Annotated in this window: 12 protein-coding genes; 7 read left to right on the top strand and 5 right to left on the bottom strand. The window is 66.0% G+C overall.

Going from position 1 to position 16,030, the window contains the following annotated elements; translation table 11 throughout:
- Positions 1-82: 82 nt before the first annotated feature.
- From ACFOMH_RS06275 to ACFOMH_RS06265, 3 genes are all read right to left on the bottom strand, one after another.
- Entirely contained in the window at positions 83-4,594 is a 4,512-nt protein-coding gene (locus ACFOMH_RS06275) for a translocation/assembly module TamB domain-containing protein (RefSeq protein WP_377743313.1), read from the bottom strand.
- Positions 4,594-6,519 carry an autotransporter assembly complex protein TamA gene (locus ACFOMH_RS06270; RefSeq protein ID WP_374423442.1) on the bottom strand — a complete coding sequence of 642 codons (1,926 nt, stop codon included), beginning with the start codon at positions 6,517-6,519 and terminating at the stop codon, positions 4,594-4,596. The genes ACFOMH_RS06275 and ACFOMH_RS06270 overlap by 1 nt, the downstream gene beginning before the upstream one ends.
- Before the next feature lie 92 nt (positions 6,520-6,611).
- Complete coding sequence (locus ACFOMH_RS06265; RefSeq protein ID WP_377743311.1) at positions 6,612-7,532, bottom strand: glucokinase; 921 nt, start codon at positions 7,530-7,532, stop codon at positions 6,612-6,614.
- 203 nt (positions 7,533-7,735) lie between these two features.
- Here ACFOMH_RS06265 and ACFOMH_RS06260 point away from each other — a divergent pair, with 203 nt between their 5' ends.
- From ACFOMH_RS06260 to ACFOMH_RS06250, 3 genes are all read left to right on the top strand, one after another.
- On the top strand, positions 7,736-8,182 hold the full coding sequence (locus ACFOMH_RS06260) for a hypothetical protein (protein WP_374423445.1): 447 nt from the start codon (positions 7,736-7,738) through the stop codon (positions 8,180-8,182).
- Between the two features lie 96 nt (positions 8,183-8,278).
- The gene (gene ahcY, locus ACFOMH_RS06255; protein ID WP_377743309.1) at positions 8,279-9,670 is read left to right on the top strand and encodes an adenosylhomocysteinase; all 1,392 of its coding nucleotides are present in this window, start codon (positions 8,279-8,281) and stop codon (positions 9,668-9,670) included.
- A gap of 72 nt (positions 9,671-9,742) precedes the next feature.
- Positions 9,743-10,084 (top strand): DUF2853 family protein, encoded by a 342-nt coding sequence (locus ACFOMH_RS06250; RefSeq protein ID WP_374423449.1) that lies wholly within the window; start codon positions 9,743-9,745, stop codon positions 10,082-10,084.
- Positions 10,085-10,156: 72 nt separating this feature from the next.
- Here ACFOMH_RS06250 and ACFOMH_RS06245 read toward each other — a convergent pair whose 3' ends face one another.
- Positions 10,157-10,774 (bottom strand): enoyl-CoA hydratase/isomerase family protein, encoded by a 618-nt coding sequence (locus ACFOMH_RS06245; RefSeq protein ID WP_377743308.1) that lies wholly within the window; start codon positions 10,772-10,774, stop codon positions 10,157-10,159.
- Positions 10,775-10,868: 94 nt separating this feature from the next.
- Between ACFOMH_RS06245 and ACFOMH_RS06240 the strand changes: the two genes are divergently transcribed.
- The 4 genes from ACFOMH_RS06240 to ACFOMH_RS06225 all read left to right on the top strand — a co-directional run bounded on the left by ACFOMH_RS06240 (position 10,869) and on the right by ACFOMH_RS06225 (position 15,483).
- Entirely contained in the window at positions 10,869-12,470 is a 1,602-nt protein-coding gene (locus ACFOMH_RS06240; protein ID WP_377743306.1) for a DUF2125 domain-containing protein, read from the top strand.
- A 245-nt stretch (positions 12,471-12,715) separates the two neighbouring features.
- A complete protein-coding gene (locus tag ACFOMH_RS06235; RefSeq protein WP_377743304.1) occupies positions 12,716-14,068 on the top strand; it encodes a TldD/PmbA family protein in 1,353 nt (450 codons plus the stop codon).
- On the top strand, positions 14,055-14,855 hold the full coding sequence (locus ACFOMH_RS06230; RefSeq protein ID WP_377743302.1) for a 3'(2'),5'-bisphosphate nucleotidase CysQ: 801 nt from the start codon (positions 14,055-14,057) through the stop codon (positions 14,853-14,855). The genes ACFOMH_RS06235 and ACFOMH_RS06230 overlap by 14 nt, the downstream gene beginning before the upstream one ends.
- A 79-nt stretch (positions 14,856-14,934) precedes the next feature.
- Complete coding sequence (locus tag ACFOMH_RS06225; RefSeq protein WP_374423456.1) at positions 14,935-15,483, top strand: flavin reductase family protein; 549 nt, start codon at positions 14,935-14,937, stop codon at positions 15,481-15,483.
- On the opposite strand, the gene ACFOMH_RS06220 is transcribed toward ACFOMH_RS06225, so the two are convergent.
- The gene (locus ACFOMH_RS06220; protein ID WP_377743300.1) at positions 15,480-15,974 is read right to left on the bottom strand and encodes a DUF2867 domain-containing protein; all 495 of its coding nucleotides are present in this window, start codon (positions 15,972-15,974) and stop codon (positions 15,480-15,482) included. The two genes, ACFOMH_RS06225 and ACFOMH_RS06220, sit on opposite strands and share 4 nt — an antisense overlap.
- Between the last annotated feature and the right edge of the window lie 56 nt (positions 15,975-16,030).

Here is a 16,030-nt window from a genome sequence, read left to right as displayed (position 1 = left end):
CGCAGCCTGTCAAGCCCGCCCAAAGAGAAAAGGCCGGGCGTCCCGGCCCGGCCTTTTCAGATCCTGCGACGGCGCGCGCCGCCTAGTAGTCGCGTTCGTAAAACAGGCCCAGCGTGCTTTCGCCCTCGCTGTCGACGGAACCGCGCGCGGTCAGCGTCTTGGACAGATCAAGGTTCAGGTTCAGCTTGGTCTTGCCGTCCCCTCCAAGCTGGACATCGGTATAGACGTTTTCCGTCAGATACTTGCCGGCACGGACCGAAACATTGCCCTCGTCATCGGTGGTCAGGTCCAGATCGTCCAGCCCGGTCGAGGCCCGCAGCCGCGACACGATCCCGTCCCCGCCGCGCCCGGCCAGAACGGCCACCGCGCTGGCCAGCTGGGCGGCCTGCAAGGCGCTGATATTGCTGAGGCCACGGCCGAACAGCAATTGCGACAGCACCTCTTCCTCGGGCATCTCGGGCGAGGATTCAAAGGCAATTTCGGGGTCGTGCGCCTCGCCATCGATGATGATGCGGGTGGTGATGTCGTCCTGTTCGGTTTCGGCGACAAGGCGGATCACCGGGATCAGGCTGCCCTGCATCTCGATCAGCCCCTCGGTCAGGTCGAAGCGCTTGCCCAAAAGATCGACCCGACCCCGGATCAGTTCCAGCTCGCCAATAGGAACCGGCTGGCGGGCATTGCCGGTCAGACGGATCTCGCCACCCAGTTCGGCATCGACGCCACGCCCGCGCACAAAGACCTGATCGGGCGCCGACAGCAACAGGTCGAACCGCGCCGCCTTGGCCGGCGGGGTCGCGGGCGGGGCGGTCATGCCCGCATCGATCGCCGCCTGGCTGGGATATTCCAGCAGCCCGGCCTTGGCGCGGGTCTGGCGCTGGGGCGGGCGTTCGGACAGATGCTTGATGTCGGGGATCGCCTTGGCGCCGCCCAGCCCGGTCGAGGGGATGCGGATCTCGGCCCGCTGGACATCGATGCGACCCGCGATCAGCGGCCCCTCGCCCAGCATGCCCGAAACCTTGATGCGGCCGCTTTGCAGGGTCTCATAAAGGCTGGGATCGCGCAGCACGACATTATCGGCCGTCACGTCCAGATCGATCCGCCGCGCGCCGGTCAATTCGACGGGCCCGGTGACGGTGATCGTGCCGCCGGCTTCGACCGCGCCGCGAACATCGACCATGATCCGGCCGCCATTGAAATCGGCATTGGCGTCCAGATCGTCGATTGCCAGACCAAAGCGCGGCTCGGCCAGACGCCCGCCGCTGAGCGATGCCCGCCCGCTGAGCGATTCCAGCGCCGGGCGGCCGTTCAGGCGCAGATCAAAGGTCAAAGGCCCCTCGACGCTGCGGGTGCGCAGGAACGGGTTCGCGACCGCCGCATTGGTGCCGCCGGCGACGCGGATATCTGCGTTCTGCATATTGGTGGCGACCGAACCGGCAATGGTGGCACGGGTTTCGCCGGGCGCGGTCGCGCTTAGGTCCAGGTCATAGGTCGTGCCGGTATTGCGGATCGAGCCGCGCAATTCCGCCGGCCCCGGAAGGCCCGGCACCACAAGGCTCAGATCGTTGAGCCGCGCGTCAAGGTTCAGCCCGTCGGTCGGACTGCCGTCGCCGGTGATGCGGAACTGGCCGTTGCCGCCGCGCAGGCGATCCACCTTGAGACTGCCATCGGCAAGTTGTCGGGCCACCACGTCGATGGTGGTTTCCCCCGCCAGCACGGCATCCGCCTTTGGCTGGCCGATGGCCAGGCCGCGCGCCTGTCCCTGTGCGGTGATCCGGCGCCCGCCTTCGGGCTGGTCGGTCACCTGTCCGGTGGCATTGACGGCGCCCCGGAACCCGCGTCCCAGAAAGCGCAGGTCGTCGGCCCGCAGCGTCGCGGTCACATCGGTCGCGCCGCCGCCGACCTTGCCCGTCGCGCCAAGATTCAGGCGCGGATTGCCGATGGTCGCGGTCTCGATGGTAAAGACGCCGCCGGTCTCGATGCCCTTCACCGCCAGCTGCGTTTCGCCCGCCAGCGCGCCATCGACCTGCGCCTGGCCAAAGGACAGGTCGCGGGCGGTGCCGGTGACGTCCAGCCGCCGCGCGCCGGTTCCGTCATCCTTGAAACTGCCCTGCGCCTGCAAGGCGCCACGCCAGCCACGGCCAAAACTCGCCAGCGATTTCACGTCCACGCGGCCGGTCATATCGGTGCCGAACTGGCCGATCTTGCCCTGGGCGGTGGCCAGCATCTGGGCATTGCGCAAATCAAGGCTTTCGACCGCGATCTCGCCCTTGGTTTCCTCGGCGATCAGCTTCAGCTCGGTATCGCCGGGAAGGGCGCCGTCGGTGTCCTGCTGGCCCAGCCGCAATTCCTTGCCCAGGCCGGTCAGCTCGATCCGCCGCGTATCCCCGTTCTGCGAGGCCACGGCCTGCGCGGTAAGCGCCCCCGAGAATCCGCGCCCCAGCGCCGTCAGATCGGGGATCGAGACGTTCAGCCGCCCGTCCACCATCTGGGCCGAGAAATTGCCGTCGCCATTCGCCGCCAGCTGCGGGTTCGACAGCTGGAACTGCTGCACATTGAAGGTGCCGCCGGTTTCCTGCGCCTCGATCAAAAGATCGGTTTCGCCGCGCAGCATGCCGTCCAGCTCGGCCATGCCCAGCACCAGGTCCTGCGCCTTGCCGGTCAGGCTGACCACGCGCTTGCCATCGGCGCCGGTGACCTTGGCATCGGTGCGAAACGCCCCCGACCAGGCGGGATCGGCGACCGAAAGGTCGGGCATTTCGATATGCGCCGTCAGGTCGCTGGAACCGCTGCTGATCAGGCCCTGCGCCTGCGCGGTCAGGTTCTGCGCGTTCACCGTCAGCTTGCGCAGATTGATGCCCGTCGTGTCGCGCCGCGCGCTCAGTTCGATGCGGGCCTGTCCGGCCAGCATGCGGTCGGCATGGGTCTGGCCAATGCCGATATCGGTGCCGGCAATCTGTGCCTCGATGTCGAAACCTTTGCCCAAAAGCGCGTATTCGCCCTTGATATGGGCGTTGGCCGCCCCTTTCAGCGGCCGCCCGGCGAGGGTCGAGAAATTGTCCAGATCGCGATGTTCGGCATTGATGTCGCTGGACAGCCGGATCCCGGTGGACAGGCCCGACACATCGGTCTGACCGGTCAAAAGGAAATTGTCGCCATTGATGTTCATGCCCCAGATCTTGAGGTCGTTTCCGGGCGCAAAGGCAAAGTTCAGGCCGCCGTTCAGCGTGTCGCCCAGGGCCTGCGCCAATCCGGGATCCGCCGGTTCCAGCGCCGTCATGCCAAAGGCCAGCCAGCCGCGCAGCTCTTGCAGGGCCTGCGTCTCGTTCAGGATGACCCGGCCACGGCCGCCCAGCTCAAGCTCGGACAGGGAGATATCGTCGCGCGCGATCTCATGCACCTTGCCCTTGAGGGTCCAGCCCGCCCCCTGCGCCGCGTCGTAATCCAGCCGCAGCGCCCCGGTCTGTACCGTGGTCGGCCTGTCGGCCCATGGCAACAGGACCGGCAATTGCGTGGCCCCCGCCTCTTGTCCCAGAAGCAGGGTCAGATGCGCGCTTTCGGGACCGCCCTGCGCATTGGTCGCAACATTGCCGTCCAGCTTCAGCGCCTCGGTCGTCAGGCTGAGCGAGGGGATCAGAAGCCGCCCGTCCCCCCCGCGCCAGCCCTGCGCCAGAAGCCGGGACTGGCTGCCGAAAAACGCCTTGTGCTGGGGCGGTGCCAGGGCGGCGACATCGCCGCTGAGTTCGGCGTGAAAGGCGGTGCCGGGCACGCCGTCCTGGGTCTGGGTCTGGACCGCGACCTTGCCGGTGATGCGCGGCTGACCATCGGTCGCCAGCGTGATATCGGCGGTATAGTCGGACAGCGGCCCGTCGCCCTTGATCTCGGCGGTGACGGCCGGACGCCCGTGCAGCTGGACAATGTTCGAAAACAGCCCGTTGGCGTCCTCGTCCAGTTTCAGGTCCAGATTGAGCACCCGGGTTTCATTCGAAAACCCGGCATCCAGCGCGAATTGCCCGCGCGGGCCATCCACCCGGTCGATGGTCAGCGCGGTCTTGCCCTCGCCCCCCGACAGGTTCATCGAGCCGTTGATGGCCAGCACCGCCTCTTGCCCGATGATATCCTTGCCCAGCTCGACCCGCTGGATCGCGATCTTGTCGATATTCACCCCCACCGGCAGCTGCGGCAGGGAAAATTCGGTCGCCTCGGCCTTGGGCGCGGCCGCATCGCCGCCACCACCTGGCAGACGCGGCAGGATGACACGTTCGGCCGACAGTTCGTTGATTTCGACCCGACGGGCCAAAAGGGCGGCGCGGCTCCATTGCATGGCGCCGTTTTCAAGCGTGATCCAAGTGCCGTCATCGTCCGAAATGGTCATGCGGGTAAAGGTCGCGCGCGACGAAAGCGCGCCCTGGAACCCGTCGATCACCACGCTGCGCCCGGCGCCCGACAGCTTTTCCTCAAGAAAGCGGGTGACGAAACCCTTGTCGTCATCGACCTCTTGCGAGATGTCGGCGGCGCTGTCCTGTGCCAGGGCGGCCAGCGGCTGCGCCAGAACAAGGCACAGGGCGAGCAGAATACGATAAGCCAGATCCCGCATCAGAACGCCTGCCCCAAACCGATATAGACCTGAAGGCCGCTGTCATCGTCATAGCCGCCGCCCAGCGGCAGCGCGAGATCGAAGCGCAGGGGCCCGATCGGCGTCTTGTAGCGGATGCCCGCACCCGCGCCCGCGTGCCAGTCGGTGCCACCCGAGAACCCGCCATCGTCCCAGACCCGTCCGGCATCGACGAAAAAGGCGGTGCCGATCTTTTCGCGGATCTGGATGCGGGCCTCGGCGGTCAGGTTGACCACGCTCATGCCGCCGGTCTTGACCGGGCCGTCCTGACCCGGAATGACTTCGACGCCCAGCGATTCATAGGGCTGGCCGCGCACGGTGCCGCCTCCGCCGGAATAGAACAGATAGTCGCGCGGTGTGTTGTCGATATCCGACCCCAGAACCGTGCCCAGCCGCGCCCGCCCCGCCAGCGTGAAGCGGTCGTTTTCGCCAAAGCTGTGATAGATCCGGCTTTCGGCCAGAACCTGCGCGCCGGTCCCGGTTTCATCCTGAAGGCCCAGGAAAGGCACCAGCCCACCTTGCAGGTAATAGCCCTTGTGGGCGTCGGTCTTGTCGTCGCGCATGTCCAGCGTCAGCGACATGGGCAGGGCGATCAGCCGGAAATTCGTCACCCCGGAATCGTCCTCGGCCCGCAGCGCCCGGTATTGCAGCGCGACATCGGCCGTCAGCTCATCGCTGGGCTGCCACAGAAAGCCCAACCCGAACGTGGCGAATTTCAGGTCGTAATCCTCTTCCTGAAGGCTGCCGATATCGGCCTCGACATAGGCGGTGGTGTCGGCATTCAGCGTGGCGGGCCGGTCGATGCGCAGGCCCAGCAGGTAATCCAGCCCGGTATCGCCGCCGATATCCTCGACCTCGGCATCGATGCGCAGCCGCTCGCCGCCCCGGAACAGGTTGCGGTTGATCCAATAGCCGGTCAGCGACAGCCCGTTGGTGTTGGAATATTCAAAGCCCGCGCCCAGCCGGCGCAGCTTTTGTTCCGTCACCATAAGATCCACGTCCAGCGTGTTGCCGGGGCTGACATAGTCCGCCTCGGTCAGGGTGATCCCCGAAAAGATGCCCGAGCGGCGCAGACGCTTGCGCACGTCCTCAAGCTCTTCGGGGTCGAAACGCGCGCCTTCGGGAAAGCCCGCGATCTTGTGCAGGCGCCGGTCGCTGAGGCGTTTGTTGCCATGGGTGGTCAGCTTGCCAAAACGCAGCGCCGGCCCGGGCGTAATGGTGATGCGGCTGTCCACGCGATTGGTGGCGTGATCGGCGGTGATGTCGGTTTCGGCCACGCTGGCCTTGGCGTAACCCACGTCGCGCCAGCCCGAAACCGCCGAGGTGGCGGCGGTCTTCATGTCGCCGGTGCGGGCGATCTTGCCCTTGTGATAGCCGCTGGGCAGTTCGGTGCCCGGCGCCACCGGCGCGATATCGGCGCGGCTGTATTTGAAGATCGGCCCCGGCGTGACCGAAATCACGACCTTGCGCACCACCTGCGGCGCGTCCAGCGGCGCGATGCTGGCCGCCTCGACGCCGTCCAGACTGATATCGATGACGCCGGAATAATAGCCTTCGTCATAAAGCACGCCCAGAATGCGGGCATAATCGCCCCGCGCCGCCGCCAGCATATCCTGGCCGGTCACGCGCCCCTCGTCCTGGGCGCTGACCAGAAGCGAGGTGTTGCGGATCGCCGCAAGCAGCCCGTCATCGCCGCCATGCATCTGGAAATCCAGATCCACGGGCGATGCCTCATTGCCCTTGGACCCGCCGAACCAGCCCGAAAAGGGCGAGGATGCCGATGAGGACGACCCCGAGGAGGGCCGCGAAGACGAAGACGAGGATCCCGAGGATTGCGCCACAACCACGCCCGCGCCCGCCACCAAAACGATGGCAGCAGCGGTTCCCGCCTTGATCCAATTGTCCATATCTTGCTTCGCTGCTCTGCCTATAGGTTTTGCCCAAGCATTGCAGGCCGCGTTAATAAAATCCAGCGCCCCGGCCCGCAGAGGGGCAAATTTCACCGAAGTGCAGCAAGACAGCCATGCAGCGCCGCCATGTCGTCGCGGATCACCCCGATCGGCACTGCGTCGGGGATGCTGTCCATCAGCGGATCGGACAGAAAGGCCGCCTCGAAGATGTCGAAACGGTCGGTGCAGGACCGCGCCACGCTGCCGGCCAGGAACATGCCCTCCATCGGCATGAAACGCAGCGCCAGTTCGCGGCAGATCAGCCCGAAAAGATGGGCGTAAAGCGCACAGGTCGCCTCGGCCGCCTCGTCGCCGCTGGCGGCGGCGGCGACGACTGCCTCGGCGCGGATCGGGGCCACGCCGGCATAGCGCGCATGCAGCCGCGCCAGACCGCGCCCGGCAAAAAGTTCCTCGACGGAATCGAACCCGGTGATGTCGCCCAAAGCCTCGGTCAGCGGCAACCAGACCGAATGCGGAAGGCGGGTATGACCCTCTTCGGCCTCAAGACAGGCGATGCCGCCATCGGGCAGCACCTTGACCGCGCAGACATTGAAACCGGTGCCGGCATTGACGACCAGCCGCTGGCCATTGCCCCGGGCGGTTTCGGGCAAGCGACGCAGAAAGCCCGCCGCCTCGCCATCCAGCGCCGGGGTGGCATAGCCAAGGGCGATCAGATCGTTGATCAGCCGTGCGCGCGGCGCCCCGGTCAGGTCGCGCAGCCGCGCCTCGGTGAAATCCCAGTCGCGATTGGTCAGCTGTGCCTGACCGCCGGAAACCGGGCCGGCCACGTCGACACAGACCGCGTCGATGCCGGGATTGCCCTGTTGTTCCAGAAACAGGCTGACCACCTCGTCAAAGCTGGCATGATCGTCGCCGCGAAACCGCGAGATCGTGGCGCGATCGATCACGCCATCCCGCGCCAGCGCCAGCCGCGCATTGGTGCCGCCCACATCCGCCAGCAGAAAGATCATGTCGCCTACCCCCGATCACTCATCCCAGATCACCTTGCATAGCGCATCCCGGTTGTTTTCGGGACCGCCCTTGCAGGCCGTTCTAGGCGATCCCGAGGCCCTCTGCTAGCGCTCGCAATGGGGGCGACCGGAACCTTTCGGGAACCTGCGCGGGTTTCGGGCGTTTTTGCCCGGATCAGACGCGCAAGCGAAAGGTTGACGATATGAAAATGCCGAAACTCACACGCATCGCACCGGCCGCGCTGGTGGCTTTGGGGATGATGGCCGCCGGCAATGCGGCGACCGCCGCCATCACATCGCATGACGACAATCAGGCCAATCCGCGTGGCTGGTCGGCCGTCGCCGGCATGGAAACAAGCGCCGTGATCGAACTGGCCCGCACGCTGCCGCTGTCGCGCGACGCCCGCGCCGATCAGCCCTGGTGCGATCAGAGCGATCAGCTGGCCCAGACGCTGTCGCATGATTTCGCTGAGGAAAAGGTGGCGACCGGCGCCAAGGGGACGCAGCTCTGGGGTTCGGCGCTGATGGGGACATGGACCATGGTGCTGGATCGCGGCGATGCGACCAGCTGCATCGTCGCATCGGGCATCGGCTATCGCGACGGCGCCAGCCCGCGCCAGTTCTTTACCCAAGCCGGGCTTGGCGGTTAGGGCGCGGTCGCGCGCCGCGCGCGCCTATGCTTCGGGGATTTGCAGAGTCGGGGCGGAAATGTTAACCCCGCGCAAATTTCCATAGACGGGGGCCACATGGCCGATCACATCATCCGCGACATTTCACTTGCCGGTTTTGGCCGCAAGGAACTGGACATCGCCGAAACCGAAATGCCGGGCCTGATGGCGCTGCGTGCCGAATATGGCGCGGCCCAGCCGCTGAAAGGCGCGCGCATCGCCGGTTCGCTGCACATGACCGTGCAGACCGCCGTGCTGATCGAAACGCTGGTGGCGCTGGGGGCCGAGGTCCGCTGGGCGTCCTGCAACATCTTCTCGACCCAGGATCACGCGGCGGCGGCGATCGCGGCCGCCGGGATCCCGGTTTTCGCCATCAAGGGCGAGACGCTGCCCGAATACTGGTCCTATACCGACCAGATTTTCCAGTTCGCCGAAGGTACGGCGAACATGATCCTGGACGATGGCGGCGACGCCACCATGTATATCCTGCTGGGCGCGCGGGTCGAAGCCGGCGAAACCGGCCTGATCGAGACCCCCACCAGCGAAGAGGAAGAAGCCCTTTTCGCCCAGATCAAGAAACGTCTGGCGCAATCGCCCGGCTGGTTCACCCAACAGCGCGCCGCCATTCAGGGCGTGTCCGAGGAAACCACCACCGGCGTGCATCGTCTTTACGATCTGCACAAGAAAAGCCTGCTGCCCTTCCCGGCGATCAACGTCAATGACAGCGTCACCAAGTCGAAATTCGACAACAAATACGGCTGCAAGGAATCGCTGGTCGACGGTATCCGCCGCGCGACCGACGTAATGATGGCCGGCAAGGTCGCTGTGGTCTGCGGTTACGGCGATGTGGGCAAGGGCTCGGCCGCAAGCCTGCGCGGCGCCGGCGCCCGCGTGAAGGTGACCGAGGTCGATCCGATCTGCGCCCTGCAAGCCGCCATGGACGGGTTCGAGGTGGTGACGCTTGAGGATGTGGCCGACAGCGCCGACATCTTCATCACCACCACCGGCAACAAGGACGTGATCCGCATCGAGCATATGCGCGCGATGAAGGACATGGCCATCGTCGGCAATATCGGCCATTTCGACAATGAAATTCAGGTCGCCGCGCTGAAAAACCACAAATGGACCAATATCAAGGACCAGGTGGACATGATCGAAATGCCCTCGGGCGCGCGGATCATTCTTTTGTCCGAAGGCCGGCTTTTGAACCTTGGCAATGCCACCGGTCACCCGTCCTTTGTGATGTCGGCCAGCTTCACCAATCAGGTGCTGGCGCAGATCGAGCTGTGGACCAAGGGCGACGAATATGCGCCCGGCGTCTATATCCTGCCCAAGGCGCTGGACGAAAAGGTCGCCCGCCTGCATCTGGACAAGATCGGCGTCAAGCTGACCCAGCTTTCGCCCGAACAGGCCTCGTATATCGGGGTCACGCCCGAAGGCCCCTTCAAATCAGACCATTACCGCTACTGATCCACGGTATAGGTTGATATTTATCCCGCTCGCGCTAGGCTTCCCCCGGACATGAACATCCGGGGGACGGATATGAGCAAGAGAGACGACCTGATCGCCAAATATGCCGGCGATATGAAGGACAAGCTGGGCGTATCGCCCGACATGGATCTTTTGACCAAGGTGGTGATCGGCTGCGGCCCCTCGATCTATAACGCCGATGCCGAAACCATCGCCGGTTCCGACAAGGATGAGATCGAGCGCGTCAGGACCAATTATCTGGTGAAAAAGCTGGGCCTCGCCGATGGACCCGAGCTGATGACGGCAATTCAGGACGTGCTGGCGAAATACGGCAGCGGCAACCGCAACAAATATCGCGCCGTGGTCTATTACATGCTGTGCGTGCATTTCGGCAAGCAAAGCGTCTACGCCTGAGACCCGCGACTGCGGCATAAGGTCGCAGCACGGCGGGGCGTTCCGTGACGCCCCGCCGCGTGCCTGCAGCGTTCAGTGCAGCAGCGCCTTGATCGCGCGCAGGTGCTCGGCGCTGGCGCCGCAGGCATCGGTGGCGATCCGCGCCGCCTCATCCAATAGCGCATCGGGGGCGACGATCCGGTCGATCAGCCCCCAGGCCAGCGCCTCGTCGGCGGGGATTTTCTGTCCGCCCATCAGGATCATTTTGGCCCGCGCCGGCCCGATCAGCGCCATCATCCGCTCGGGATCGCCCGGCCGGGGCAGAAACCCCAAACGCATAACAGGATAGAATAATTTCGCCTGCGGCACCGCAAGCCGCACATCGCAAGCCAGCACCATGCCCAGCGAACCGCCCGCCGAGGTGCCGTTCAGCGCCGCGATGGTCAGGCAGGGCATCGAGGCCACGCGCGCCGACAGCCGTTCCCATTCCGGCGACACCGCCAGACCGGCCCGCGCCGCATCCAGATCGGCCCCGGCCGAAAACACCGTCCCGCGCCCGGTCAGCACGACCGCGCGCAGATCGGGCCGGCCGGCGAAATCGTCGAATGCGGCGGTCAGATCGCGCAGCATCGGCTCGGTCAAGGCATTGGCCTTGGCGGGGCGGTCGATCACGATCCGGCCAACCGGTCCTGAAATCTCGGTTAAGATCACATATCCCTCCTTGGACCTGCGGGCTGGCTGTGGCAAAAGCCCCGCAAGTATTTCTTGCGTAAATCGCGATAATCTCGCTGGGAAAGGTAAAGAGATGAACCTGCGACTGACAAGCTCGGCCATTGCGCTGGCCGCGATGACGGCACCGGCCTTTGCGGACGTCACCCCGGAACAGGTATGGCAGTCTTGGGTGGATTACTATCAGGGCGCCGGCTACCAGATCAAGGAAGGCGGCCGCGAAAAGGCCGGCGACACGCTGACCCTGACCGATGTCGTGGCGGCGGGCGGCACGGCAGAAAACCCGGCGAGCTTTGCCTTTGGCACCGTCACGCTCAGCGATACCGGCGATGGCAAGGTGCGCACGGTATTTTCCGACCGCGCGACCGGCAGCATCAAGGGCAGCGAAGCCGATGGCAAATCCTTCGAGATCCCCTTTACCATCGACATGCCGGGCAACTCGACCGTGACCTCGGGCGCGCCCGAGGACATGACGCATGAATTCAACTATCCGACCATCGATATCGCGCTGACCACCATGAAGGTCGGCGACAAGGAAAACCCGCTGCCGATCCGGTTCAGCATCGCGGGCAGCACCGGCACCATGCATTTCGTCGCCGGCGAAACCGCCAAATACGAATATAAGGCGCATGCCGAACGCATGAATGCCAGCGGCGATATCCAGACCGAAGACGGCGGCAAGATCAAGTTCGACACCAATATGTCCGGGCTGGAAATGAGCGGCGATCTTGCGCTGCCCAAGGGTGCGAACATGGGCGGCGACATGAATGCCGCCATCAAGTCGGGCACCGCGATGAGCGGCAGCGTCAAATCCGGGGCGATGACCGCGACCTTCGATTTCACGGCCACCGGCGAAGACGGGCAGCCCCAGACCGGCAAGGGCAAATACGATGGCAAGGGCTTCGATCTGACCTTTGCGATGTCGCAGGACGGGCTGACCTATCAGGGCAATTCCGACGCCTTTACCAGCGAAATCAGCGGCGGCCAGTTCCCCTTCCCGATCAAATACGCCGCCGAAAGCGGCAGCTTCGATCTGCAATTCCCGGTGTTGAAATCCGATACCGCGCAGCCCTTCAAGCTGGCCTATTCGCTGGCCGGGCTGACCATGGGCGATGAGATCTGGGCGCTGTTCGATCCCGAAGCCAAGCTGCCGCGCGATCCGGCCTCGCTGGATCTGGACCTGACCGGCACGGCCAAGGTCAATGAGGATCTGCTGGACCCGGCCGTCATGGCCGCCGAGGCCGAGGCGGCCACACCGACCGACGCCGCGCCCGAAGCCAACCCCGAGACCACGCCCGATGCCGGGGACGCCGCCACGGCCGATGCCGAAGCGGTCGCGACCCCCGAACCCTTCGTGCCGGTCGACCTGAACATCAATCAGTTCGCGCTGAGCGCTCTGGGCGCCAAGATCACCGCCAATGGCCAATTGACCGGCCCCGAAGGCGGCGATCTGATTCAGGCCCCGGTGGGCAAGCTGAACGCCACCTTCGAGGGCGTGAACGGCCTGCTGGACACGCTGGGCAGCATGGGTCTGGTCCCCGAGGATCAGCTGATGAGCGTGCGCATGATGCTGACCATGTTCGGCAAACCCGCCGCCGAGGGCGAAGACAAGCTGACCACCGAGCTTGAGTTCAAGGAAGACGGCTCGCTCACCGCCAACGGCCAGCAGCTGCGCTAAGCGCGGGCTGACCCCGATAACGACGTTCGGGGGCCGGGATCAATGGCCCGGCCCCCAAATCATTCAGGCCCTATATCTGGGCCGCCATTCCGGTACGGCCGTTCCGGTGCCATTTTCCCGGCGCGCCTGTCCTGACCCGCTTTTTCCGGCCCACTTGTTCTGGCCCACTTGTTCCGGCCCCTGTCCCGGTTACGATCTGGCCCTGTCGGACCAGTCCCGGCCCGGCACCGCATCCGAGGTAGACCATGTCCGAATTCCAGCATCTTGAGCGGCTGACCCAGGCGCTTTTGGCGGCGGCGACCCGGGCGGGCGCGGATCAGGCGGATGCCGTCGCGCTGGATGCCAGCGCGGTTTCGGTCGATGTCCGCGCCGGCAGGCTGGAACATGCCGAACGCGCCGATGGCGTCGAGATCGGCCTGCGAGTGATCTGCGCGGGTCGGCAGGCCAGCGTTTCGGCCTCGGACCACACGACGCGCACCATCGACGAGATGGCCGCCCGCGCCGTCGCCATGGCACGCGAGGCGCCGGTGGACGACACGCTGGGCCTGGCCGATCCCGACCAGCTGGCCCACGACATCGACATGGCGCGGCTCGAGATGAACGATCCCGGTTCCGACCCCACGCCGCAGGCATTGCAGGAAATGGCCCTTGCGGCCGAGGCGGCGGCGCTGGCCGTCATCGGCATTTCGACCGTCGAATCCGCAAGCGCCGGCCATTCGCGGCGACGGATCTGGCTGGCGGGATCGAACGGGTTTTCCGCCGGTTACGGGCGCAGCGGGCACAGCCTTTCGGCCATCGCCATCACTGGCGAGGGGCTGGGCATGGAACGCGACTGGGCCGGTGAAAGCCGCGTATTCGCGGCCGACATGCCCTCGCCCGAGGAAATCGGCCGTCTGGCCGGTGAACGCGCCATCGCCCGGCGCGGCGCGCGCAAGCCGCCCACCGGCGCCTTTCCCATTCTTTACGACGAACGCGTCGCCGGCGCGCTGATCGGCCATCTGGTCGGCGCGGTGAACGGAACCGCCGTGGCGCGCGGCGCCAGCTGGCTGCGCAATGCGCTTGGCGAGGCGGTGCTGCCGCCGGGCTTTGACCTGCGCGAGGATCCGCATCGCCCGCGCTATGGCGCCTCGCGGCTGTTCGACGCCGAGGGGCTGGCGACCGCGCCGCGCCTGATCGTCGCCGATGGCGTCTTGCAGGGCTGGACGCTCGATCTGGCCACCGGGCGCAAGCTGGGCATGGCCTCGACCGCAAGCGCGATGCGCAGCGCCGGAAGCCCGCCTTCTCCCGGGGTGACCAACCTGGAACTGACGCCGGGCACGCGCACGCGCGAGGCGCTGATCCGCGACATGGGGCGCGGGCTCGTGGTGACCTCGATGCTGGGGGCCTCGATCAACGCGACGACGGGGGATTATTCGCGCGGCGCGGCCGGCTTCTGGGTCGAGAATGGCGAAATCACCCATGCCGTCAACGAATGCACCATTGCCGGCAATCTGCGCGACATGCTGATGCGCGTCACCGCCGCGAACGATCTGCCCGATTGGCGCGCCATGCGCGTGCCCAGCCTGCTGGTCGAAGGGATGACCGTTGCCGGCGGATGATCTGAGCCTTTTGGAACGGGCCGCCCGCGAGGCCGGCGAGATCGCGCTGCGCTATTGGCGCCGCGATCCGCAGGTCTGGGACAAGGCGGACGGCGCCGGTCCGGTGACCGAGGCCGATCTGGCCGTGAACGCGCATCTGGAACAGATGCTGCGCGCCGCGCGCCCCGATTACGGCTGGCTCAGCGAGGAAAGCCCCGATGACCCGGCCCGGCTTGCGGCGGGGCATTGCTTTGTCATCGACCCGATCGACGGCACCCGCGCCTTTATCGACGGACAGGCCGGCTTTTCGGTTTCGCTTGCCATTGCGCGCGGGCATGAAATTGTCGCGGCCGTGGTGCATCTGCCGGCGCAGGATCTGACCTATACCGCCGCCAAAGATGGGCCCGCGCGGATGAACGGCGCCGTCATCGCGCCTTCGGATCACGGCTATGAGGGCGCGACCGTGCTGTCGGGCAAGCCCGCCTTCGATCCCGTGCATTGGCGCGGCAGCGCACCGCCATTGCAGCGCGCCTTTCGACCGTCGCTGGCCTGGCGGCTGTGTCTGGTGGCCGAGGGGCGGTTCGACGCCACCTTGTCGGTGCGGCCCGCATGGGAATGGGACATCGCCGCCGGCAGCCTGATCGCGGCGCGGGCCGGCTGTCTGGTCACCGATCTGGCGGGTCGGGCGCTGCGCTTCAACACGGCCTCGGCGCTGTCGGACGGGCTGATCGTGGCGCCGCCCGCACTGCATGGCCGGATCATCGCCGCGATGACGCCGCATCCGGCGGGACCGGCGGCCGCAACTTGATGCGCTGCCCCACGGCGGCTAATAAAGGGAAAGGCCGGCCATGCTCCGGCGACATCCCCGCAGCTGACAGGGCCCGCGCATGAACCGTCTTCCCCCCGCGACCCGCGACCGGCTGGCCGACGCCATCACCTTTCACCCCGCCAATGCCGAGGCCCGCCTGCTGCGCGAGGCGCTTGGCCGGTTCGCGACGGGGGTGACGGTGGTCACCACCATGGGATCGCGCGGGCCGGTGGGCATGACGGTCAACAGCTTTACCAGCGTCTCGCTTGAGCCGCCGCTGGTCTTGTGGTGCCCGGCGCGCAACTCGACCCGGCACGAGGTATTCACCGGCGCCGAGGCCTGGTCCGTGCATGTGCTGGGCGCCGAACAGCTTGAGACCTGTCTGCGCTTTACCAAGGGCGGCCGCCAGTTCGACGAGCTTGAGCCGGTCATCACCGACGAGGGTGTGCCCGTCCTGCCCGGGGCGGCGGCGCGCTTTGACTGTCTGACCCATGCCGTGCATGACGGCGGCGATCATTCCGTGGTGATCGGCCGCGTGCTGCGCGTGACGGTGGGTGGCCCCAGCGACCACCCGCTGGTCTTTGCCGCCGGACGCTTTGGCCAGTTCAATCCCGACGACGCGGTCTAGGCGCCCGTCTCGCGGCGCAGCCAGCGCAGCATGTTCCAGACGATCAGCTTATGCGCCGGCCCCACCACCAGCATATAGGCGCGGCCAAAGAGGTTATGCGTCAGCACCGATGAAACGATCGCAACGCGGGTCCCGGCGGTCGAAATACAGGTCATCACGTCCAGATGCCGGTCGCGTTCGGTCAGCACCAGAAGATCGGGCGCGGCATGTTCGACCAGAAAGAAATCCAGCCGGTCGCCCACAGCCACCTGCGCGACCGGCTCGGTGGTAAAGCCGCCGATCCGCCGCACCCCGAACCGCGCCGACACCGCGTCCCGGATACGAAAAGCCGCGCGCAGAAAGGGTTGCGGGCGGCAGCGCAGCAGGTTCCAGACCTGTAAGGCGGTCATCGGCTCAGACAGGATCGCGACCTGCCGGTCATGAAAATCCAGCCTTTCGGGCGGGGCCAACAGGCATTGGGGCGGCTCGGCGACGGGGTGACCGGATGGCATCAGAACCTCGAACGAATATCGCGACGCGCAGGCCATGCCCCCACATCATGCATCAG

The sequence above is a fragment of the Paracoccus mangrovi genome, assembly GCF_042648425.1.
GTDB classification, from domain to species: Bacteria; Pseudomonadota; Alphaproteobacteria; order Rhodobacterales; family Rhodobacteraceae; genus Paracoccus; species Paracoccus mangrovi.
Note: the sequence above shows the minus strand (reverse complement) of the source record. Positions and strands in the feature narration are given on the sequence as shown.

What these genes read in the sequence shown, in the direction of transcription:
- ACFOMH_RS06275 (WP_377743313.1), bottom strand. Translation starts at nt 4,594, where the DNA reads ATGCGGGATCTGGCTTATCGTATTCTGCTCGCCCTGTGCCTTGTTCTG.
- ACFOMH_RS06270 (WP_374423442.1), bottom strand. Translation starts at nt 6,519, where the DNA reads ATGGACAATTGGATCAAGGCGGGAACCGCTGCTGCCATCGTTTTGGTG.
- ACFOMH_RS06265 (WP_377743311.1), bottom strand. Translation starts at nt 7,532, where the DNA reads ATGATCTTTCTGCTGGCGGATGTGGGCGGCACCAATGCGCGGCTGGCG.
- ACFOMH_RS06260 (WP_374423445.1), top strand. Translation starts at nt 7,736, where the DNA reads ATGAAAATGCCGAAACTCACACGCATCGCACCGGCCGCGCTGGTGGCT.
- ahcY (WP_377743309.1), top strand. Translation starts at nt 8,279, where the DNA reads ATGGCCGATCACATCATCCGCGACATTTCACTTGCCGGTTTTGGCCGC.
- ACFOMH_RS06250 (WP_374423449.1), top strand. Translation starts at nt 9,743, where the DNA reads ATGAGCAAGAGAGACGACCTGATCGCCAAATATGCCGGCGATATGAAG.
- ACFOMH_RS06240 (WP_377743306.1), top strand. Translation starts at nt 10,869, where the DNA reads ATGAACCTGCGACTGACAAGCTCGGCCATTGCGCTGGCCGCGATGACG.
- ACFOMH_RS06235 (WP_377743304.1), top strand. Translation starts at nt 12,716, where the DNA reads ATGTCCGAATTCCAGCATCTTGAGCGGCTGACCCAGGCGCTTTTGGCG.
- ACFOMH_RS06225 (WP_374423456.1), top strand. Translation starts at nt 14,935, where the DNA reads ATGAACCGTCTTCCCCCCGCGACCCGCGACCGGCTGGCCGACGCCATC.
- ACFOMH_RS06220 (WP_377743300.1), bottom strand. Translation starts at nt 15,974, where the DNA reads ATGCCATCCGGTCACCCCGTCGCCGAGCCGCCCCAATGCCTGTTGGCC.